Origin of the sequence: Amycolatopsis antarctica, from assembly GCF_002262875.1 — a bacterium.
Lineage (GTDB): Bacteria > Actinomycetota > Actinomycetes > Mycobacteriales > Pseudonocardiaceae > Amycolatopsis > Amycolatopsis antarctica.
In genome coordinates this window covers 209,459-230,154 of record NZ_NKYE01000010.1, presented here as the reverse complement: position 1 = coordinate 230,154, position 20,696 = coordinate 209,459, and the positions used below count along the sequence as shown (strand labels likewise).

General features: G+C 71.9%; 21 protein-coding genes and 1 pseudogene. 10 read left to right on the top strand and 12 right to left on the bottom strand.

All coding sequences use genetic code 11. The features are described from left to right. Positions 1-118 precede the first annotated feature (118 nt). Positions 119-1,069 (top strand): manganese catalase family protein, encoded by a 951-nt coding sequence (locus CFN78_RS17975; RefSeq protein WP_094863975.1) that lies wholly within the window; start codon positions 119-121, stop codon positions 1,067-1,069. Between the two features lie 38 nt (positions 1,070-1,107). On the opposite strand, the gene CFN78_RS17970 is transcribed toward CFN78_RS17975, so the two are convergent. The 3 genes from CFN78_RS17970 to CFN78_RS17965 all read right to left on the bottom strand — a co-directional run bounded on the left by CFN78_RS17970 (position 1,108) and on the right by CFN78_RS17965 (position 2,847). After that, a complete protein-coding gene (locus tag CFN78_RS17970) occupies positions 1,108-2,406 on the bottom strand; it encodes a cation:proton antiporter (protein ID WP_094863974.1) in 1,299 nt (432 codons plus the stop codon). A 70-nt stretch (positions 2,407-2,476) separates the two neighbouring features. Further along, positions 2,477-2,629: a hypothetical protein gene (locus tag CFN78_RS29215; protein WP_165777602.1), complete on the bottom strand. Its 153-nt coding sequence runs from the start codon at positions 2,627-2,629 to the stop codon at positions 2,477-2,479. Then, complete coding sequence (locus tag CFN78_RS17965) at positions 2,626-2,847, bottom strand: hypothetical protein (RefSeq protein ID WP_133116376.1); 222 nt, start codon at positions 2,845-2,847, stop codon at positions 2,626-2,628. The genes CFN78_RS29215 and CFN78_RS17965 overlap by 4 nt, the downstream gene beginning before the upstream one ends. An 879-nt stretch (positions 2,848-3,726) precedes the next feature. Between CFN78_RS17965 and CFN78_RS17960 the strand changes: the two genes are divergently transcribed. From CFN78_RS17960 to CFN78_RS17945, 4 genes are all read left to right on the top strand, one after another. After that, positions 3,727-6,654, top strand: coding sequence for an ATP-binding protein (locus CFN78_RS17960; RefSeq protein ID WP_094863972.1), 2,928 nt, complete (start codon positions 3,727-3,729; stop codon positions 6,652-6,654). A gap of 101 nt (positions 6,655-6,755) precedes the next feature. After that, complete coding sequence (locus CFN78_RS17955) at positions 6,756-7,970, top strand: S8 family peptidase (protein WP_094863971.1); 1,215 nt, start codon at positions 6,756-6,758, stop codon at positions 7,968-7,970. Positions 7,971-8,088: 118 nt separating this feature from the next. After that, positions 8,089-8,679 carry a DinB family protein gene (locus CFN78_RS17950; RefSeq protein WP_094863970.1) on the top strand — a complete coding sequence of 197 codons (591 nt, stop codon included), beginning with the start codon at positions 8,089-8,091 and terminating at the stop codon, positions 8,677-8,679. Between the two features lie 46 nt (positions 8,680-8,725). Continuing rightward, complete coding sequence (locus tag CFN78_RS17945; protein WP_094863969.1) at positions 8,726-9,022, top strand: hypothetical protein; 297 nt, start codon at positions 8,726-8,728, stop codon at positions 9,020-9,022. Positions 9,023-9,085: 63 nt separating this feature from the next. Here CFN78_RS17945 and CFN78_RS29830 read toward each other — a convergent pair whose 3' ends face one another. The 4 genes and pseudogenes from CFN78_RS29830 to CFN78_RS17930 form a co-directional block, all read right to left on the bottom strand. After that, positions 9,086-9,706 (bottom strand): response regulator, encoded by a 621-nt coding sequence (locus CFN78_RS29830; RefSeq protein WP_276307339.1) that lies wholly within the window; start codon positions 9,704-9,706, stop codon positions 9,086-9,088. A gap of 23 nt (positions 9,707-9,729) precedes the next feature. Next, positions 9,730-10,347, bottom strand: a complete 618-nt coding sequence (locus CFN78_RS29825) for a sensor histidine kinase (RefSeq protein ID WP_240519522.1) — start codon at positions 10,345-10,347, stop codon at positions 9,730-9,732. Positions 10,348-10,462: 115 nt separating this feature from the next. Continuing rightward, positions 10,463-10,927: pseudogene (locus CFN78_RS29820) on the bottom strand (sensor domain-containing protein); the annotation flags it as partial. A 36-nt stretch (positions 10,928-10,963) separates the two neighbouring features. Next, complete coding sequence (locus CFN78_RS17930; protein ID WP_094863967.1) at positions 10,964-11,437, bottom strand: helix-turn-helix transcriptional regulator; 474 nt, start codon at positions 11,435-11,437, stop codon at positions 10,964-10,966. A gap of 75 nt (positions 11,438-11,512) precedes the next feature. On the opposite strand from CFN78_RS17930, the gene CFN78_RS17925 reads away from it, so the two are divergent. The 3 genes from CFN78_RS17925 (at position 11,513) to CFN78_RS17915 (ending at position 13,561) form a co-directional block, all read left to right on the top strand. Continuing rightward, positions 11,513-12,130: a GNAT family N-acetyltransferase gene (locus CFN78_RS17925; RefSeq protein ID WP_094863966.1), complete on the top strand. Its 618-nt coding sequence runs from the start codon at positions 11,513-11,515 to the stop codon at positions 12,128-12,130. Between the two features lie 67 nt (positions 12,131-12,197). Further along, positions 12,198-12,824 (top strand): ATP-binding protein, encoded by a 627-nt coding sequence (locus CFN78_RS17920; RefSeq protein ID WP_094863965.1) that lies wholly within the window; start codon positions 12,198-12,200, stop codon positions 12,822-12,824. A 137-nt stretch (positions 12,825-12,961) separates the two neighbouring features. Further along, on the top strand, positions 12,962-13,561 hold the full coding sequence (locus CFN78_RS17915; RefSeq protein ID WP_094863964.1) for a DUF6506 family protein: 600 nt from the start codon (positions 12,962-12,964) through the stop codon (positions 13,559-13,561). A 7-nt stretch (positions 13,562-13,568) separates the two neighbouring features. On the opposite strand, the gene CFN78_RS17910 is transcribed toward CFN78_RS17915, so the two are convergent. Further along, complete coding sequence (locus CFN78_RS17910; RefSeq protein WP_205660551.1) at positions 13,569-14,063, bottom strand: MarR family winged helix-turn-helix transcriptional regulator; 495 nt, start codon at positions 14,061-14,063, stop codon at positions 13,569-13,571. A gap of 188 nt (positions 14,064-14,251) precedes the next feature. Here CFN78_RS17910 and CFN78_RS17905 point away from each other — a divergent pair, with 188 nt between their 5' ends. Then, complete coding sequence (locus CFN78_RS17905; protein WP_094863962.1) at positions 14,252-14,833, top strand: dihydrofolate reductase family protein; 582 nt, start codon at positions 14,252-14,254, stop codon at positions 14,831-14,833. An 18-nt stretch (positions 14,834-14,851) separates the two neighbouring features. Here the strand turns inward: CFN78_RS17905 and CFN78_RS17900 are convergent, their stop codons facing one another. Both CFN78_RS17900 and CFN78_RS17895 read right to left on the bottom strand, forming a co-directional pair. Further along, positions 14,852-15,862 (bottom strand): PHP domain-containing protein, encoded by a 1,011-nt coding sequence (locus tag CFN78_RS17900; protein ID WP_094863961.1) that lies wholly within the window; start codon positions 15,860-15,862, stop codon positions 14,852-14,854. A 99-nt stretch (positions 15,863-15,961) separates the two neighbouring features. Next, on the bottom strand, positions 15,962-16,678 hold the full coding sequence (locus tag CFN78_RS17895; RefSeq protein ID WP_205660556.1) for an NPP1 family protein: 717 nt from the start codon (positions 16,676-16,678) through the stop codon (positions 15,962-15,964). Positions 16,679-17,323: 645 nt separating this feature from the next. Between CFN78_RS17895 and CFN78_RS17890 the strand changes: the two genes are divergently transcribed. After that, a complete protein-coding gene (locus CFN78_RS17890) occupies positions 17,324-17,803 on the top strand; it encodes a hypothetical protein (protein ID WP_094863959.1) in 480 nt (159 codons plus the stop codon). Here CFN78_RS17890 and CFN78_RS17885 read toward each other — a convergent pair. Together CFN78_RS17885 and CFN78_RS17880 are read right to left on the bottom strand one after the other, a co-directional pair. Then, positions 17,797-19,335: a hypothetical protein gene (locus CFN78_RS17885; RefSeq protein WP_094863958.1), complete on the bottom strand. Its 1,539-nt coding sequence runs from the start codon at positions 19,333-19,335 to the stop codon at positions 17,797-17,799. The two genes, CFN78_RS17890 and CFN78_RS17885, sit on opposite strands and share 7 nt — an antisense overlap. After that, positions 19,332-20,687 (bottom strand): PQQ-binding-like beta-propeller repeat protein, encoded by a 1,356-nt coding sequence (locus CFN78_RS17880; RefSeq protein WP_094863957.1) that lies wholly within the window; start codon positions 20,685-20,687, stop codon positions 19,332-19,334. The genes CFN78_RS17885 and CFN78_RS17880 overlap by 4 nt, the downstream gene beginning before the upstream one ends. Positions 20,688-20,696 lie beyond the last annotated feature (9 nt).

The following is a 20,696-nucleotide window of genomic DNA, read 5'->3' as shown; positions in this document are numbered from 1 at the left end:
CTCGGTCGAGAGATTCTTTCGGTACGCCGATCCATTCCCCGGATCGTGCCGCGTTTTCCGGTTGACCGCACAGCGGGTGGGGTAACCGAGGTGGACCGACCAGGACTGGAGTCCAGCGATGTTTTTCCACGTACAGCGCATGATCAACGAGATCGTCCCCGACGAGCCCGATCCCGCGGCGGCGAACGCGCTCCAGGAGGGATTGGGCGGTCAATTCGGCGAGATGCGCACGATGATGCAGTATCTGTTCCAGAGCTTCAATTTCCGGGATCCGAAGGGGAAGCCGTACCGCGATCTGCTGCACGGTATCGGCACCGAGGAAATCAGCCATGTCGAGCTGATCGCGACCACGATCGCCACGCTGACCGACGGTTCGCCCCGGTACAACGGCAAGGCCGGTGAACTCGACGTGCCCGGCGCGAAGGGTGCGACACCGTTGTCCGCCGCGTTGTCCGAGGGGAACATCCACCATTTCCTGGTGGGCGCCCAGGGCGCGCTGCCCGTCGATTCCGTCGGGAATCCGTGGTCCGGATCGTACGTCTCGAACAGCGGCAATCTGGTTCTCGACCTCCTGAACAACCTGATGCTGGAGTCCACCGGACGGTTGCAGAAATGCCGGATCTACGAAATGAGCTCGAACAAGACCCTGCGCGCCACCGTGGCGTATCTGATCGTCCGGGACCAGGCACACGAGAACGCCTACGCGAAGGCCCTGGAGACGCTCGGTGTGGACTGGGGCAGGCTCCTGCCCATCCCGAAGACGAGGGGTGAGCGGTTCCCGGAGGTGGCGGCCCTGCTCGAACAGGGCCTGGAGAACAGGAACTACACCTTCAGCCTCGATCACCTGTCCGAGGCCGGACGGATCCTGCGGGGACCGTCGCCCTCGAACCCCGAGCACGCACTGACCACGGCCCAGGCACCCGAGGGCGTTCCCATCGAGATCGCCGCGCCGAGACCGGAGGAGTTCTCACCGGGCCTCGACCCGGAACTGCTGGAGTTGCTGCAGGCCACCGCGGAGGCGGAACTCGCCGCGGCGGACGAGCCGGATCGCTTCGGCGCACTGGCCTGAGTCCGGCCGGAGCGCGGTCGCGTACCCCGGCAGGACGATCACACCGGGGTACGCGCCGCCGTCCCGGAATCACCGTGCCTGGCGCGGGCGGCGCGTTCCCGCCTGCGGTCCAGCAGGGTCATCACCGGCGTGGCGGTCACTCCGTGCAGCAGGATGGAACCGATGACGACCAGCCCGACGACGCGCCACAGCATGGCGCCGTCCGCGAAGTCGCCGGCGTCGAGTGCGTAGGTGACGTAGAACAGCGAGCCGACGCCGCGCACGCCGAAGAACGAGATGACGACCCGTTCCCGCGGCCCGGTCTTCCCTCTGGCGAGACCGATCAGCCCGGCCAGCGGGCGGACCACCAGCAGAACCACCACGGCGACCAGGATCTCCCGCCAGGTGGTGCCCGCGAGCAGCCCGGTGACCGCGGCCCCGCCGAGCAGGAAGATGATCAGGACGGTGAGCAGTCGTTCGGCCTGTTCCACATATCCGTGCAGGACGCCGTGGTACCCGTGCGAACGTTCTCCGGCCCGGATCGTGCACGCGCAGACGAACACGGCGACGAATCCGTACCCCTCGGCGAGTTCGGCGAGGCCGTAGGTGAGGAAGGTCGCGGCGAGTGCGACGAAGCCCTCGGCGTGCTCGGCGAGCCGGAACGTCGCCGATCGCGCGGCGAAGAACAGTTTGCGCAGCAGCCAGCCGGTCACCAGGCCGATCAGCAGGCCGCAGGCGAGCCGCCACAGCACGTCCACGCCCAGCCAGTGCGGAAGCCAGCCCGAGGGGGCGACGCCGACGGCGCTGATGGCGATCGCGGCGTAGGCGAACGGGAACGCCAGTCCGTCGTTGAGTCCTGCCTCCGAGGTCAGTCCGAACCGGGCTTCGTCCTCGTCGTCCTGTTCGCCCTCCGCGGCGGGTTCGGCCACCTGCACTTCGGTGGCCAGTACCGGGTCGGTCGGCGCGAGCACGGCGGCGAGCAGCACCGAGGCGGCCGCGCCGAGCCCGAGCACCGTCCAGCCGAGCAGGATCACGGCCAGCATGGACAACGGCATCGTGATGCCGAGCAGGCGCCAGGTGGTCGACCAGCTCCGGAGGCCGGGCATCCGGTTGAGCGCGAGACCCGCGCCCATCAGGGAGACGACCACGCACACCTCGGTCAGGTGCAGCGTCGGTTCCGGGTGTGCCAGCGGGTTCGGATCGGGCAGCGGTCCGATCACGGCGAACGTCAGCGCGCCGAGTGCGAGGAACACCATCGGCAACGAGATCGGCAGCCTGCGCACCAGTCTCGGCAACAGTGCGGCGGCGAGGATCGCGATTCCGCTCGCGGTGTAGATCAACGGGCCGGGCTCTGCCACACGGTTCCTCTCCGCCTCACCGGGATCGCGTGCGGGTACCCGGTGCGAACGCTGCCGAAACGGGCAGGTCTCAGTCGATCGGCACGGCGCCGATCTCGGTGATCGGTGGTGGGGGCTGCTCCGGTAACGGCCCCGCGTGCGCCGGGGCGTTCTCGGCGGTGAGCGGACGCCGCCCGGTACGTGCCGCCTCAGCGGCGGGTTCGTCGTCGGTCGAACCGGTCATCCGATCGCCTCTCGCGTGCCGCCGGGGTGCGGCCGGTGTCCGGTCACCGATGGCGCGGCGTCGTGGAATTCGGGATCGGACGCCTCGTCCTCGTTCCACGCCAGTGGGATCCGGGAGCCGTGGATCACGTCGATGGCCCATCGGGTCTCCGGCGCGGTCCACGATCGCGCGCCGGTTTCCTCGACGTCCACACCGTCCGGTCTCGTACTTCCGTGCACCGCGCCTCCCGTGGCCCGTGGCCCTGCCACGGGCCTGTCCGCAATCGATCAACGGTGGGATACCACTCGGCCGATGGCGCGAAACGCGGGCATTCGGGCGATTCCGCCCGGCGCGAGCCGTCCGGTCGGCGGGCGCCGGTTCCGGCCAGGGAAGCCGACCGATGAAACGGAAAACGCCGACGGCCCCGAATGCCGCCGGCGTCCCGTCGCCTGTCCCAGGCGCCGTCGTCCCCGCCCTGGTGCGTGGCTCCCCCGAGTTCCGCTCCGGTCTGGACGAACACCTCGCAGATACCCCGATCCACGGTCTGTACTCATCTTCGTGATCAGGATCACGGTCGCCGGGCGTCAGAGTGGCGCGTTGCCGGCCCTCCGGCGGGCGGGCCGGGCGCGACGGCCTCGGCAGGGGTGACGCCGTACCGGGCCAGCTCCATAATGGACACTACTGCGACCGGCCGTGTGCCCGGGAAAATTCGGCGCGAAGAAACGTATTGTGCAAATTGTTGGTCATTGACATGCTGTACGTACCGGATTCGGTGCGGGGCCGGCGACGGGGAGCGGTGATCAGTCCGCAAGATGCCGCGGTCGTTTTCACCCGAATGTCCGGCGTCGTCGGTAGGTATTCTCCCGCTCACCGTTCGTCACCGAGATTTCTCGTTTTCTCGCGAAGCTGTTTTTCCTCAGGTGATTTTCCTTCCGTACCGCCACTTCATCGCGCACTTTCCGGCGGCGATCCGGGTGCCGGTCACCGTGCGTTGGCGGAACGGAGTTCCGCCGGGCAGGCCTGCGACGGCCGGGTTGTTTACCTGTTGTCGCTGCGCTGCCTAGGCTTCGTTCACCGTGGTGACTGTTCCGGACACCCGCCGCCGAGGAGTGCGCCCCATGGTGTTGCCGGCCCATCGCCCTTTTCGTTCCGGATCCGGCCTTCCCACAGTCTGCGATATCCGTACCAGTTCCCCGGTACTGGTCGGACGCGACCGGGAACTGTCCGCGCTCGCCGAGCTGGTCGCCGAACGCCCGTCCGCGGTGCTGCTGGAGGGCGAGGCCGGGATGGGCAAGACCCGCCTGGTGCAGGAACTGCTGAACCGGCCCGGAATCGCGGGCGGACGGGTGCTCACCGGAGCCTGCCAGCCGTTGCGCGAACCGTTCCCCTACGGACCGGTTCTCGAGGCGCTGGGCGGCGTCGCCGACATCCCGCTCGGTCCGCTGAGCCCGGTCGTGGGTGTGCTCCGTCCGCTGCTGCCGGAGATCGCCGGTCTGCTGCCGGAACAGCCGGAACCGTTGCCGGACAAAGCCGCCGAGCGGCACCGCGAGTTCAGGGCGGTCCGCGAACTGCTCGCCGCCTGCGGTCCCGTCCTACTGGTGATCGACGATCTGCACTGGGCCGACGAACACACCCGCGACCTGCTCTGGTTCGTACTGGCGCGGCCGCCGCGGGACCTCGGTGTCGTCGTCACCTACCGCAGCGAGGATCTCGGCACCCGCGGTCCGCTCGGCATGCCGTATCGCCCGGCGGAAGGTGTCCGTGCCGCGCGGATCCAGCTCGGCCCGCTGGACGTCCCCGCGGTGCGCGAACTCGCCTCGGCGATCCTGGACGCGCCGCGCGTCGCGGAGGACTTCGCCGCCAGGCTGCACGAGGCGGGCGGCGGAATTCCGTTCGTCATCGAGGAGACCCTGCGGGCGCTGCGTGGCCCCGCGGGCGCGGTCGAGGCAGGGCACCGGCTGCTGGACACCCTCGAGGTCCCGGTGTTGCTGCGTGAAGCGATGACCGAGCGGATGAGTTCGCTCAACGGCGCCGCCGTCCGGGTGGCACGCGCGGCGGCGGTACTCGGAGTACCCGCCACCACCGGCCTGCTCGGCGCCCTGTCCGGGCTCCGCGGCAGGCCGCTGGCCACGGCGCTCGACCAGGCGCTCTGCTGCGGCGTGCTCCGGGAGACCGCGCCGGGCAGGTTCGGGTTCCGGCACCCGCTCGCGCGCAAGGCCGGATACGACGCGGTCAGTGGGCCCGAACGTTCCCTGCTGCACGCGCGCGCCATGCGGGCACTGGCCGAGCTCTCACCCGCGCCGCTGATCCAGCTCGCCGGGCACGCCAGGGCCGCGGGCCGGACGGCCGAGTGGCGCCGGTACGCCGAGGCCGCCGCCGGCCAGGCCGTCGAACTGGGGGAGACCTCCCTCGCCATCGACACCCTGCAAGCCGTCCTCGACGAGGGCGCGCCCGGCGACGAGGACGCCGGGCGCATGGCCGTCACGCTGAGCCAGGTCGCCCTGCGCGGGCTCCGCACCGAGGTCACCAGGACCCTGGAGGACGTACTGGGCAGGACCGGGCTGGAGCCGGTCGTCCGCGGGACCATCCGGATGAACACCGGCCTGCTGCTCGTACGCAAGGACGGCGAGCTGACCAGGGGCCGAGCCGAGGTGGAACGTGCCGTCGGCGAGCTCGCCGACCGTCCCGGACTCGCTGCGCGCGGCATCAACCTGCTCGCGCAGCCCCTCGACGGAACCACCCCGCTCGCCTGGCACCGCCGGTGGATGACTCGCGCCCGTGAGGTCTACGAGCTACTCGACGATCAGGAGCTCCGCCTCGCCCTGACCGCCGACCGGGTGGCGAGCCGGGTGCACATCGGTGACGGTTCGGCGTGGGCGGAGTTCGACGCCTTCGACGAACCGGCCGTGACCGCGGGCGAACGGGTGCAGCTCGCCCGGTTCCTGTGCAACGTCGCCGACGCCGGGGCGTGGGCCGGGCATCTCGGCCGCTCCGGCGAGATCCTCAAGGAGGGGCTGCGGGTCGCCACCACGGCCGGTGCGCTGTTCGTCGCGGGAAACGGGCAGTCCACCCGGGTGCGCCTCGACTGGCTCACCGGCAACTGGACCGGCCTCGCCGAGTCCGCCGCCGCGCTGCGCGAGAAGTACCACGACCTGATGTCCATCACCTCGGAGTCGGCGCTGGTTCTGGGCGGGCTGGCCGCGGTGCGCGGCGAATTCGGGGCCGCGGAACGGTATCTGGCCACCACCAAGGTGAGCGTCCCCGGCGAGGGTGTGCTCCCCGTCGTCCTCGGTGCGGCGGCGACGCTCGCCTCGATCCGGCTGGAGAACGGGGACACCGACGGTGCCCGCACGATCGTCGACGGCGCACTGGCGGCCGCACGGCTCAAGGCCGTGTGGGTGTGGGCGGCCGAACTGATACCGGTGGCGGTGGAGACCTACACCCGGGCGCGGCGCCGGGAGGACGCGGTGCACGCCCTGCGGGAGTTCCGTGCGGGCGTCGCGGGCCGGGACGCCCCGGTGACCGCCGCGGCCCTCGCGGCCGCCGAGGCCGTGCTCAGCGCCGCCGGCGGCGAGCACGCCGACGCGGCCGTCCGCTTCGACCTCGCACACGCGCTGTACCGGGAACTGCCGATGCCGTACCGGGCCACCTGGGCGCGCGAGCGGGCGGCGCTGAGCAGGCTGGCGACCGGCGACGCCGGGGCGGTGACCGGACTCGCGGAAGCGGCCGAGGAGTACGAGCGGCTCGGCGCGATCCGGGACGCCGGACGCTGCCGCAACGGTCTGCGCGAACACGGTGCCTGGGTGCCGTCCGGCCGCGGCCGCCGCGGCTACGGCAAACGGCTGTCCCCGCGTGAGGCCGAGATCGCGGCGATGCTCGCGGCCGGTCGCACCAACCGGGAGATCGCGGCCGGCCTGTTCCTCTCGCCCCGCACCGTGGAGCAGCACGTCGCCAACGTGCTGCGCAAACTCGGCGCCCGGTCCCGCACCGAGGTCGCCCATCTCTCCGGCCGCCCGGGTGACCGCGCATTGATTACGTACACCTAGCCGGGCCGTTGCGGATTGTTCCCTCCGGCGGGCAGGCGCAGGCTCGAATCGAGCGTTCGCTCATCGTCGCCTCGCCTACCGGCGGATTCGAACGGAGAACCATGAAGAACCTCACGAGGGCCCGCGACCGCAAGTCCCGCAAGCCTTTCTACACCGGCATCATCGCCGGGGTCACCGGGCTGGGCATCGCGCTCGCCGGCAGCCCCGCCGTCGCCGCGCAGGACGTCCCGGAGGGACAGATCCGCAACGCGGACTCGGCCTCGGCCGTCGCGGGAAGCTACATCGTCGTGCTCAAGGGCCAGGCCGACGCGAACGCGGTGACCACCACCGCGGCGGACCTGCTGGGCAGGCACGGCGGGCGGATCGGTTACACCTACACCGCGAGCGTGCGCGGCTTCTCGGCCTCGTTGAGCGACACCCAGGCCCGCAGGCTGGCCGCGGACCCGAGAGTGGAGTTCGTCGAGCAGGACGCCGTCGCCAGGATCGCCGGCACGCAGACGAATCCGACCTGGGGCCTGGACCGCATCGACCAGCGGGCGCTGCCGCTCAACCGGAGCTACACCTATCCCAACGCCGGCGAGGGCGTCACCGCCTACGTCGTCGACACCGGCGTCGACCTGCGGCACGCCGACTTCGGCGGCCGCGCGAGCAGCGGTTACGACTTCATCGACAACGACCCGAACGCCTCGGACTGCCAGGGCCACGGAACGCACGTCGCGGGCACCGTCGGTGGCACCACCTACGGCGTGGCGAAGAAGACGAACCTGGTGTCGGTGCGGGTGCTGGACTGCCAGGGATCCGGGCAGTACTCGCAGATCATCGCGGGCATCGACTGGGTCGCGGCGAACGCGCGCAAGCCCGCCGTGCTCAACATGAGCCTGGGCGGACCGGCCGATTCCGGCGTCGACACCGCGGTGCGGCGCGCGACCCAGGCGGGGGTGACCAACGTGGTCGCCTCGGGCAACTCCTCGGCCAACGCCTGCGGCACCAGCCCGGCACGGGTCACCGAGGCGATCACGGTGAACGCGACCGACCAGAACGACAACCGGGCGGGCTTCTCCAACTTCGGCACCTGCACGGATCTGTTCGCCCCTGGCGTCAGCATCACCTCCACCCGCAACGGCGGCGGCACCACGTCGATGTCCGGCACCTCGATGGCCTCGCCGCACGTCGCCGGCGCGGCGGCGGTCTACCTGTCGGCGAACCGGTCGGCCACCCCGGCTCAGGTCCAGTCGGCGCTGAAGAACAGCGCGACGAACAACGTCGTGCGCAACCCCGGCAGCGGTTCACCGAACAAGCTGCTCTTCGTGGGCTGAGGCCAGGCCCGCTCCGGACCCGGCGCGACCACCGGCGCCCGTCCCCGCGAGAACCGCGGGGGCGGGCGCCGCGCGGCGTGCCCGCGTCCTGTCGGTGCCGGGTGAGAGGCTGCCGAGCATGACCGGATCGGACCCGAAGTCGGACCTGCATCGCTACCTGCGAACCGCCCGTGAAGCCCTGCTCTGGAAGCTCGACGGGCTGGGTGAGTACGACATCCGCCGCCCGCTCACGCCCACGGGGACCAATCTGCTGGGGCTGGCCAAGCACGTGGCCGGGTGCGAGGTGGGCTACTTCGGCCTCGTCTTCGGCAGGCCGTTCGGCGAACCGCTGCCCTGGCTGGACGACGACGCCGAGCCCAATGTGGACATGTGGGCGGCGCCGGGGGAGTCGCGTTCGGACATCCTCGGGCTGTACGAGCGGGTACGGGCCCACTCGGACGCGACGATCGAGGCGCTGGACCTGGAGGCCAGGGGCACGGTTCCGCACTGGCCCGCCGACCGGAGCGAGGTGACCCTGCACCGGATCCTGGTGCACATGATCGCCGAGACCAACCGGCACGCCGGGCACGCCGACATCGTCCGCGAACTCGTCGACGGGGCAGCGGGCCTGCGGCGCGGCAACGACAACATGGCTCCCGGCGACGAGACCTGGTGGCCCGGCTACCGCGACCGGCTGGAGCGGACGGCGCGTGAGGCCGCCCGGGACTGAGTTCGCCGGTCGCCGCCGCGGCAGCGTCCGCCGTTACCATCCGGGAGTGGATCACTCGTCGGTACTGATGCTCATCCTGATCGTCCTTCTGCTGGCGACCGCGGCGGCCGGTGCGGTGGGGCGCCGGAACCGCGCGGATCGCCGAGTGGCCAGAGTGGAACGGAAACTCGACGCCGTCCTCGCCCACCTCGGCGTCGAACTGCCGGAGCCGGGGATGGATCGGGTACACGCGCTGCTGGCCGAGGGCAAGCGGATCGAGGCGATCAAGGCCTACCGCGAATGCACCGACGCGGACCTCAGGGAGGCGAAGGAGGCCGTCGACCGTCTCGCCGCCGGATCCTGAACCCCCGCAAGGGGTCTGGAGTGTCTACTGTGGACTTGTGGGACGGTGGATTCGGGGCGGTGGCTAGGTGGCGCCCCGGCCGCGCAGGAAGGTCAGCACGGCCAGCACGCGCCGGTGCCCGTCGGTGTCGGTGGGCAGGTCCAGTTTGGTGAAGATGCCGCGGATGTGTTTGTTCACGGCGGCCTCGGTGACGAACAGTTCGGCCGCCATCGAGGTGTTCGAGCGACCCTCGGCCATCAACGCCAGCACCTCACGTTCCCGTGAGCTGAGTCTTTCCAGCGGATCCCTGCGTCTGCGGATGAGCTGGCGCACCACCTCCGGATCCACCACGGTGCCGCCCGCCGCCACCCGCTCCACGGCGTCGATGAACGCGGTGACCGCGCCGACCCGGTCCTTGAGCAGGTAACCCACCCCGCCGCCGTCGTCGAGGTCGAGCAACTGCGCGGCGTAGGACTGCTCGACGTACTGGCTGAGCACGAGGATCCGCAGCGACGGCCGCGCGCGGCGCAGCGCGACCGCCGCGCGCAGCCCGTCGTCGGTGTGCAGTGGCGGCATCCGGACGTCGGTGATGAGCAGGTCCGGCCGCTCCCGTTCGACGGCGGCGGCGACCTCGCCCGCGTCACCGACCGCCGCGACGGTGGTGTGGCCGAAGCGGTCCAGCAGGCCGACCAGACCTTCCCGCATCAGTGCGGAGTCCTCGGCGAGGATCACTCGAAGCGGCACGGTATCTCCACCCGCACCAGGGTAGGCCCGCCGCGCGGGCTGGACAGCCGGAGCCGCCCGTCGACCACGTCCACCCGGTCGGCGAGCCCGGTGAGACCGCTGCCCCCGGCCGGATCCGCGCCGCCCGTGCCGTTGTCGGAGACCTCCAGCACCAGCAGGTCGCAGTGGTGACGGCTGTAGAGCCTCGCCGCGGACGCCCCGCTGTGCCGGGCGATGTTGGCCATCGCCTCGGTGAACACGAAGTAGGCGGCCGACTCGACCTGCGGCGGCAGGTGCCGCGGCAGCCGGAGGTCCACCGTCACCGGGACCGGCGAGCGGGCGGCACTGTCCTCCAGCGCGGCGACGAGGCCGTTGTCGGTCAGCGTCCGGGGAGTGAGCCCGCGGACCAGGTCGCGCAGTTCGGCCAGTGCGGTCGCGAGCTGGTCCTGGGCGTCGTCCAGACGTACGGCGAGCGCGGTCCCGTCCGGCGCGTCGAGCCGGGCGAGGCCGAGTGCCATCCGCAGGGAGACCAGCCGCTGCTGGGCACCGTCGTGCAGATCGCGTTCGATCCTGACGCGTTCCGCCTCGAACGCGGTCACCAGCCGGGCACGGGACTCGTCCACCTCGGTGAGCCGTTCGCCGAGTTCGGCGTCGCGTGGCCCGAGGATCGTGCGCGTCAGCGCCGCGCGCGCCGGCCCAGGCGGTGATCGTGTACGGCGCCGTCACGAGCACCAGCCCGCCGGCGATCGCCCACGGCCAGGCAGGCGGATCGTCGGCCGCCGCCTGGAACGAGACCACCGGGAACCCGAACGCGAACGTCAGCACCGTCAGGTCCAGCAGGCACAGTGAGGTCGCGGTCAGCGTCGCGAAGCCGAGCTCGCGCCAGGTGGCACGCTCGCGCAACCGGGTCGCCAGCCACCCGCGGATCCCCGGCGCGAACGGCGGACGGTGCGGATCGGGCGTCGGATCCCGGTCGACCAGACGCAGGCGTGCGCGTTCCAGCCGCGCCACCGGGATGCCGGACAGCGCGACCAGCACCAGCAGCCCGGCCCCCGCGACGAACGCCAGCAGGACCGTGGCACCGGTGGCCAGCGCGGCCAGGCTCAGCAGCGTCACGCCGCCGAGCAGTACCCCGGACAGCAGGTACGCCAGGCAACGCCACGGCCACGCGGACGTCAGGAACCGCAACGGCTGCTGGTCCATGGCCTGCCAGGCCGTCGCGAGGCGCATCCGGCGATGCTAGGAGCGTGACGCCGGCTTGTCGGTAGTGCCGGTGCTACCGATGCCGCCCTGACCGCCGAACGTGGTCACCAGCTTCGCCAGGGCACTCTGCGCGGTGGCGGAGGTGTACGGGCCGAGGGCGACCAGGGACGCGACCAGCGCGGCGATCTCACCCGGGCTGAACGTCAGCGGCGCGACCGGAGAGGGCACGGCCAGCCGGTAGCCACCGGACGCGCCGCGTTTGACCTCGATCGGGATCCCGGCCGCGCGCAGGCGCGCCACGTCCCGTTCGACGGTGCGCACGGTGGTACCCGTGCGCTCGGCGAGAACCCGGCCGGTGACGAACCGGGGCGCCCTGGCCCGCATCTCCTCGATCAGCGCGTGCTGCCGCTCGACCAGAGGGACCGCCTGGTGCAGTTGGGTCATGCCGGGGTAGCGGCCGGAGCCGATCAGCCGCCGTTCCGTTCCGGCCGTCCGTCGTGACGCGGGCATCGTCAGGGCCCCTTTCGGCGACGGATCAACAAAGCCGACGTCGCTGTGTCGTCAATCGGATCCTACGGTGATCCCATGCCAGCACCTGCCGCGCTCGGACGCTCCGGCGACGCCCCGCGTCTCGACGTCCGTCCCGCCACCGCGGAGCTCTTCGACGACCTCGCGAGCCTGCTCAACCCGAACGGGAACGAGCGCGCCTGCTGGTGTCTGTCCTACCGGATCACCTCGGCCGACTACAGCGCGCTGCGCGGCGAGCAGCGGGCCGGGCGCGTCCGGGAACTCTGCGCCGCCCGGCCCGGCCCCGGCGTGCTCGCCTACTCGGGCGAGCTCCCCGTCGGGTGGTGCGGGCTGGGGCCGCGGTCGTCGCTGGAGCGGCTGAAGCGGTCCCGGACCATGCCGCCCGTCGACGATCTGCCGGTGTGGAGTGTGGTCTGCTTCGTGGTCCGCTCTGGCTACCGTCGCCGGGGCGTCACCCGGGCGCTGCTGGACGGGGCCATCGACTACGCGCGGTCGAACGGGGCCCCGGTGCTGGAGGGCTATCCCGTGGACCCCGGGGGCGTGCGGGTCAGTTCCGGTGCCGCGCACGTCGGCACCACCGGGTTGTTCGAGGCCGCCGGATTCCGCCGGGTCCACGAGACCAAGGCCAGGGCGGACCGGCTCCCCCGCTGGCTGATGCGCCTCGACCTCGCCTGAACCCCGACCGTCCCCTCCGCGCTCGTCGCGTGGTGACGTGGTGCCGGCAACGAGAGACAATCTCCTCGTGGGAGATTCGCGCGAACCCGGGCAGGACACGACGCACGACTGGGCCGCGGACGTCGATATCGAGCACCTGGACGGGATCGGCCGATCTCCGGCCGTGTACGCGCCCGGCGGCGTCGACCACCTGATCCTCGAAGTCCTCGCCTACGCGGCCGAGGAAGCGGAGTGCGGCCCCGGGGGGCGGTGCGTGGTCGTCCTTCACCCGGACGGTTCGGTGTCGGTCGCGGACGACGGACGGGGCACCGAGACGCGGGCGGGAGCCGGTGGCCCGGTCGTGCGAAAGCCCGTGATGGCGACGAGGGACCTCCGGTTCTTCGGCGTTCCCGGCAGGGAAGTGCTACCCGACGGCCACCCCCGGCGTGGCATGTCGGTGGTCGCGGCGCTCAGCGAGTGGCTGGTCCACACCAATCGGCGTCAGGACGGCGCCTGGACCCAGCGGTACGAGCGGGGCATCCCGGTCACCGGCCTGCTCCCGGTCCCCGGCGATGGCACGACCGGTACGACCGTCCGATTCCGCCCGGCCGGCGTGCTGCTGGCGCCGGGGCGATACTCGCCGGCGGTGCGGGAGCGGCTGGCCGGCTTCTGGCCACAGTTGACCGTCGTCATCGAGGACGCGCGCGCGGCCTGACCCCCTGTCGCAGCACCCCAGGTGTCCCGCTCGCCTCCGTGGATCTCGATATGCCGGCGTGTCGCGGGAATGCGGCCAGGGGTGAGGGTGTTGACGTGGTGGTAAGTAGTTCAATGCCAAGCTAAATGGAGGCTATTGTGCACGCGGTCGACACGATGTTCGTTTTCCTTGCCGCGCAGGCGGATCCGGCAGGTCACCGGGTCGACCGCCCGGGACCGGCCGGTGGTACCGCCTACGTCTGGGTGCCCGACGCCGCGGCTGCCGCGCGGGTGGTGGCCGAGCAGGCACGGGTCGGTGCCGGGCTGGTCGAGTTGTACCGGGGTTTCGACCTCCGTGCCGCCGAGCCGGTGCTGCGGGCGGCGGACGGGCGCGTCCCGGTCGGCGTTTCCGGCTGGGGGCCAGCGGGGACGACGGGCCCGGACGCCCCGCGCGATTCGGTGATGATTGTCGGCGCGGGGGAGCGGGAGCTGGAGCTGGGGCCGTTCACCACCGACATCGGCGGCCTGCGCACCACGGTCGTGCCGGTGGGCGACGAGGCCGGGGTGGAGCGCGCCGCCGCGCGGGCGGCGGCCGATGGCGCCGACCTGATCGAACTCTGCGGCGGTACGGAACTGGTGACCGCGGCCCGCGCGCAGCGCGCGGCGGGCGGGGTGCCGGTCGTGCTGGTCGGCTGGCCGTTCGAGTCGATCACCGGCGCCGCCGCGTACCGGGCGGCGTTCGAGGCGCGGGCGAACTGAGGCCTGTCTACGCCCCGTCGAGCGGGGCGAGCACGGTGCGGAGCAGCGCGCCGAGCTGGTCACGGCCCGCCTCGTCCAGGGGTGCGAGCAGCCGTTCGTCGGCGGCGAGCACCGCGTCGAGCGCGGCCGTGGCCAGTTCCTCGCCAGCGGTGGTCAGCCGGACGAGTACCGCTCGCCGGTCCCGGTCGTCCTGCCCGCGTTCGACCAGGCCCGCGGCGGCGAGCCGGTCCAGCCTGGCGGTCATCGCCCCGGAGGTCACCAGCGAGGAGCGGGTCAGCTCGGTGGGGTTCACGCCACCGGGTACCGCGCGGCGGCGCAGCGAGTTGAGTACGTCGAAGTCCCCGTAGCTCAGGCCGAGCGGCCGCAGCGCCGCCACGATCGCCTGCCTGCTGTGCTCGGCGTAGCGGAGAACCCTGCCGACGACGTGCAGCGCTCGCACGTCCAGCGACGGTGCCAGCGCCGCCCACTCGGCGGCCATCCGATCGACGGAATCACCTGTCACCGCGGCAGCATAACGCTCCGCGAGCACCCCGCCCGCCGTTCGCCGGCGGCTCTCGGCGCACCCGCGTGGCCCGAGAGGTGACCGAGTCGCCCGTAGGAGTCCTGAAAAAGTACTTTGCGGTCCTTAATTAGGACCAGTAGTCTGCGTGCACGGTAACCCCGGAACGTCGAACACGAGGAGCCACCGTCATGCGCAAGATCGTCGTCACCGAGAACATCTCCCTCGACGGAGTCATGCAGGCCCCGGCGATGCCGGACGAGGACCTGCGCGACGGCTTCCCGCACGGGGGCTGGGCCAACCGCTACTTCGACCAGGTCATGGCCGACTACATGACCGCGGACGCCGACCAGGAGGGCTGCCTGCTGCTGGGACGCCGCACCTACGAGGGGATGGCGGCCAACTGGCCGCACATGCCCGCGGACAACCCGTTCACCCAGTGGATCAACGCGATGCCCAAGTTCGTCGCCTCCGGCACGCTGACCGGTCCGCTCGACTGGAACGCCACGCTGCTCGACGGCGACCTCGGCGAGGCGGTACGCGAACTGAAGGCGGGTGAAGGGCCGGACCTGACCGTCCTCGGCAGCGGGGTACTCGTGCGCTCCCTGCGCGAACACGGGCTCATCGACGAGTACCTGCTCTCGATCCATCCGCTGCTGCTCGGTACCGGCGTCCGGCTGTTCCCGGACGGTGCCGCGGCGGACCTGGAACTCGTCGACAGCGTGACCACGACGACCGGGGTGCTCATCGCCCGCCTTCGCCGGGTCGGCTGAGCAGGTCGCCCTGACCGGTCACCGCCGCGCTCCGGTCCAGGCGAGCAGTTCGTCCGCGCTCATCGTGTTGACCACGTCGGCCTCCCGGACCCCGAGTTCGGTCGCCCGCACACAGCCGTAGGGCTGCCAGTCCAGTTGCCCCGGCGCGTGCGCGTCGCTGTCGATGGCGAAGCGGCAGCCGAGTTCCACGGCGAGGCCGAGCAGCCGTCGCGGCGGATCGAGCCGCTCCGGCCGGGCGTTGATCTCCACCGCGACCCCGTTCTCCCGGCAGGCACCGAACACGCGCTCGGCGTCGAACTCCGACTCCGGGCGGCCGCGTCCGGTCACCAGCCTGCCGGTGCAGTGACCGAGCACGTTCACCCGCGGATTCGCCACGGCGGCGAGCAGCCGGGCCGTCATTTCCTCCCGTGGCATACGCAGCTTCGAGTGCACGCTGGCGACGACGAGGTCGAGTTCCGCGAGCAGTCCGGGATCCTGGTCGAGTGCTCCGTCGTCCAGGATGTCCACCTCGATGCCGGTCAGGACGCGGAACGGCGCGAGCGCGGAGTTCAGTTCCGCGACCAGGGCGAGCTGCTCGCGCAGCCGCTCGGCGGACAGTCCTCTCGCGACGGTCAGCCGCGGCGAGTGGTCGGTGAGCACCAGCCAGTCGTGCCCGATGTCGCGGGCGGCCTCGGCCATCTCGCTGACCGGGCTGCCGCCGTCGGACCAGTCCGAGTGTGTGTGGCAGTCCCCGCGCAGGGCCGCCCGCAGCGGGCCGCCGTCCGGGACATCACCCCGACCGTCCCGGTCCAGCCGCTCCAGGTACTCCGGGATCCGGCCGGCGACGGCGTCGGCGACCACCGCCGAGGTGGCCTTGCCGATACCGGGCAGCTCGGTCAGCGTGCCCGCCCGGACGCGCCGGTCCAGCTCACCGGTGCCCAGCCCGTCGATCACGCCCGCCGCCCTGCGGAAAGCGCGCACCCGGTACGTCGGCGCGCCCGCACGCTCCAGCAGGAAGGCGATCCGGCGCAGTGCCCGTGTCGCGTCCATGACACCGCATCATCCCCGTGTTTCCGGCCGGCCGCCCGGAAACACCGTCCGGCCGGGTTGGCTGCCCGCGGGGCGCGCCCGGCCCGGTGCCGGTGCGGGTCACTCGTGGGCGTTGAACGGAACCTCGTCCGGCTTCGCCTTCTCGAGGTTGTCCTCGAAGGTCCCGTCCTTGAGCGCCAGGCTGGCGCTGCCGAAGTCGGCCGAGGTGAGCTTGTCGCGGATTCCCTCGGGGAAGTTGTTCCAGCTCACCAGATCCGGGTACTGCCAGGCGCCGTAGTGGTTCTCCGGCGGCTCGTCGCCATCGGAGGCGATACGGAACGCGTGCGTGCTGCCACCGTCCTTGTGGTACACGATCTTCGGGTGCGTGCCCTCCCACGGCACCTCCGAGCTGGGGTGCTTGGAGTAGTTGCCGTGCGCGGACGCGGAGACGAACTGAGCCTGGTCCTGGTTCACCCACACCACGACGTGTTCGAGGTCGTGCCGGTGTCCGAAGGCGTCGGCCCCGGCCACCACCTGATCCTTCTCGAAGTACAGGGCGTACATGTAGGCGCACCAACCATTGGTATTGCACTTCGAGCGGGCGTACGAGTTGGTGTTGTCCAGGTCGGACTGGTCGCGGCAGTTGCCGTTCAGCGCGCCGGAGTTGTTCAGTCCCTCGGCCACGGTCCCGTCCGCGCCGATCGCCGGCGTCGGATAGCAGCCGTCGGTGTCGTAGTCGAACGCGGGCTGCCACTTGCCGTCGGGCTCCGCGACGCTGGACGGAAGCGCGCCGGGCGGTTCGGCGAAGGCCAGCGCCGGGGGCAGCGCGAGCAGCATGACGACGGCACCGAGCACGGCGCGCAGCGTGAACGACAGTGTCCGGAAACGGTGCGACCGTCGCCTGCCTGCTCGCCGCACCGGTCCACGGGCCTGCGGCGGATCGTCCGCGAGCGCTGGGCCGGTCGACGTCTTTCGCGATTGTTCTGACAGGACTGCGGCCATCACGGAGCCTTTCGATTCGCCCTCGATACGACGAATCCGACGTTAGCGCCGCCGGTCCCGTACCGCTGCCGACTTAAGTCGGGAAGCGGATGCCGACGAGGCCCGGTCGCTCGTGCCGGACTCGCCGTGTGGCCGGAAATCGTGCTGACGAGGGTCATTCCGGCCAGTTCGGCGGGACCGTGCGCATCCGCGGGCGCCGCGCAAGGGTGCGGCCGGGTAATTGTCCGGTGGCATTGACAGGAATTAGCGATGCTGACGACGAATTCTCCGGGCAATGAACCGGTTTCCGATTTCACCGGTGAATACGTGGTGACCGGATTGGGAATCGTTGCGCAACGATTCCCGCACGGTGGGCCGGTTGCTGCCACCGTGCGCCGAGCACTCACCGGAGGGCGTTTACTTCGTCCACATGTTGCCGCACCCGTCGCCGGAGGCCCGGGCGACGGGTATGGACACACGATTCGACCGGAGGAAAAGCGGATGTACGGATCCACCGGGCGGGCCCAGGGGCATCGGCCGAGCCGTGTCCCGTTCGCCCTGGCCGTGATCTTCGCCCTGCTGCTCGGCTTGCTCGCACTTCTGGCCGCTTCGGGTTCGCTGGACCTGGGAGACGCCAGGGCAAGCACATTCGGGGTCGTGCTCAGGATCGTGTTCGCCGTCGATGGCGTGTGCTGTCTGGCAGGCGCGGTGCTACTGCTGTTGTCGCGGCCCGCCGGGCGGGTCCTGACCGCGGTGGGCGGTGGTGTCTGTCTCGCCCTGCCCCTGCTGGTGTTCCCGGCGGCCGTGGTGGCCCCGCAGGACTCGGCGTTCGGTGTCCGGCAGGTCGGCGGCGTGGTGCTGCTGCTGGTGGTGGTCCTGCTCGGCCTGTTGACGATGGTGCAGAGCCTGCGCCGTGACACCCGGGACACCATCGCCCATCGCGCCCGGCACGGTGATCCGGCGCGCGGTGCGGTTCAGTAGACGCGCGCCGCGATGTCCTCGGCGATCGCGTCGAGCGCCGGGGCGCGGGAACCGCCGGAGTTCCGTCCGCCGCTGCCGCGCGGCGGGGTGACCTCCACCGACATGTCGAGCCTGGTCGGCGCTTCCTCGTCCTCGACGAGCTGGACGGCGATCCGGTACCCGGCCCCGCCCTCGGACGTCTGCGTCACCGCGGGCCGCCCGGCGACGGTGGTTCTCGCCTGCCCGGCGGAGGTCGTGGAGGTGTCGTCGAGTTCGCCCACCGACACGCCGACCCGGACCCGCACGCTGTGCCGCGGCTCCACGAACAGGCAGCCGTCCACCGGCCGCCGCGTCACCACCGGCCGCAACTCCGGGCCGAGGTGCCTGCCCACCGCCTCGGCGGCGATCGCGCAGGCGACATCCGGATCGGCGCGCACAGCGTCCGACACCTCCCGTGCGCCACGGGGCGCGGGTACCGGCATGTGGGGCTCGCAGGACTCCCTGGCGGGCACGTCGACGCAGGCACCGAGCGCGACGTCCGGTTCCTCCGCCCGGTAGAACAGCGGGGACTGCGCGCCCGGCCGCTCCGGTGGCGGGCCGTCCAGCACCAGCATCACCTCCGCCGCGAGCGCATCGGTTTGCCCGCACGGTGCTTCCAGGACGATCTCCAGCAGGGACGCGGACTCGCCGGATGCGCCGGGCAGGCCGGACGCGGCGTGGTCCCAGACGACGGCGCAGTCGTCGTAGCGCGGCCACACCTGCCTGCCGCCCACCGTTCGCGGCTCCCCGTCGTCGCCGTCGCGTTCCCGCTCGGACGGCCGGTAGCTCAGCTCGAGCGAGGTCCGGTCCTCGAGACCCCGGCCCTCGTCCACGCCGCAACCGTCGATCCCGGACCGGGCCGAGTGCCCGCCCGGGGACAGGGGTGCGTCGCCGCGGGCGTCGCCGAGCGCGGCCCCGAGCACCGTGCAGGCGTCGTGGGCGGCGAACGGCCCCGGCGGTCCGCTCGGCGCGGTGAGGCGTGGCGCGGCAGCCGTCACGAGCGCCAGCGCCTGCTCGCACGCGGACCGGTCCGGCTCCGCCCCGGTCGACCTGATGGAGAACGCGATCGACAGATCGGCACCGACCGGCACGTACGCCTCGCAGCTCATCGAGTCGAGCGTCCTGGTGTAGGTGGTGATGCCCGCCGGGTGCGCGAGCTCGTAGCGAAAACGTTCGTCACGGCTGAGCGGGAGGCCGAGCGTCACGGCCATGTCGCCGTACTTGCCCTGGCCGTCCCCGGTGGAGATCGTGCACTGGTGGGGTGAGCGGGCCCGGACGCGGGACCCCTCGTAGCCGGGAATGCTCGCCGCCGCCGGGTCGATCAGGGCGCACGCGTCGAGTCCGGTCAGTCCGGCGACGACGGCGCCCATCGGCCGTGCCTGCGGCGCGGCGGAGAGCTGGGCGGGCAGCGACACCGGCGTCGGCTCGGTGACCCGGTCCTCGGATTCGGCGCACCCCTGCGCCACGGTGAGGGTCGCCGCGGCAAGCGCGACGGCGGTCAGTGCTCGTCTCATTCCGTCCCCGCTTCCCGCAGGCCGACGACGGACCGCCGGGTCGAGTCCAGCCGGAACCCGATGATCCGGTCGCCCGCACGGTGCAGTTCGCTCCAGCTCTGGGTCGATGCCGTGCGGCCCCGGTCGCCCGTGGGGCCGGAGCCGATGTCGATGCCCGCGTCGGAGCGCAGCGCGCCGGTCTCGAGGTCGTAGGCCGAGAAGACCCGCCCGTCCCCGACGAGCAGGGCGGACTTCCACACCACGGCCGGGCCGTCGCCGCCGCCGCGTTCCGGTCCTTCCTGTGCGCTCCACGCCGTGCGGCCGGTCGAGATGCGGATCGCCGCCGGGAGGCCGGAGGTGGGCAGCAGCACCAGCAGATCGCCCGCGATCACCGCATTGCGCAGTTCCCGGTCGGTGGCGAGGGGGCCGTGCGAGGCGGAGACCCCTGGCGCCCGGTAGGAGGCGACGTGGACGGCGGAGCCGTCGACGAAGTCGACGATCGCACCGCTGGTACCGGGCGAGCCGACCAGGACGGCGCCGGCCCTGGTGGCGTGCACCAGCGTCGCGTCCCCGCCGGGAAACACCGAACCCCGGTGAAGCACGGAACCATCGGCACGGGAGCGGAACTCCAGCACCGTGTCCGAGGTGCCGGCGGCGATCAACGGCCGTTCGCAGCCGATGGTCGTGGCGATGACGTCCGGGCCGACGATCGCGTCGCGAAAGGCGCAGCCGCCGCCGTACTCGCTCTCGCCCCACATGTCCTGTTCGATCGTGGCGGTCCACGCCGTGCTGCCGTCCCGCGCGGCGCGGGCGGTGATCGAGCGCGCACCGACCAGCGCGACATCGCCGGTAGTGGCGCCGATCGCCAGCGGCCCCGCGGTCGAGGACCGCGATCCGGTGTCCGGTTCCGCCGGGCCGAGGTCGGACCGCCACTGCTCCCGGCCGTCCATGCCGACCCGCACCAGCTCCGAACAGGGGCCCGTGGCGGCCGGGGCCTCGTCCGGACGGACGGTGAGATACACGGCGTCCGGCCCGGCCGTCACCCCGCAGTACCGGAGCTGGGGGATCGGGAAGTCCCAGCGGCGGACCCCGTCGCCGGTGCCGAACGCGAACAGTCCACCCGGCCCGGCGACGATCGCCAGATCGCCCACCACCAGACCGGTCGTCTCCCCGGAACGGTCCTCGGCCGGGGCGCCCAGGTCGGACTGGCCGACCGTCCAGGCAGGGTCCAATGAGGACGGCAGGTCGTCGTCCAGCGACCGGACGAACACGAACGCCGAGAGCGCGACGACCACGGTCACGGCGATCAGCCGGACCGGGATCGGCACGCGGCGGCGCACCGGCCGTCCGGGAGTCTCCGCCGGTTCGCTCATCGCCGCTCC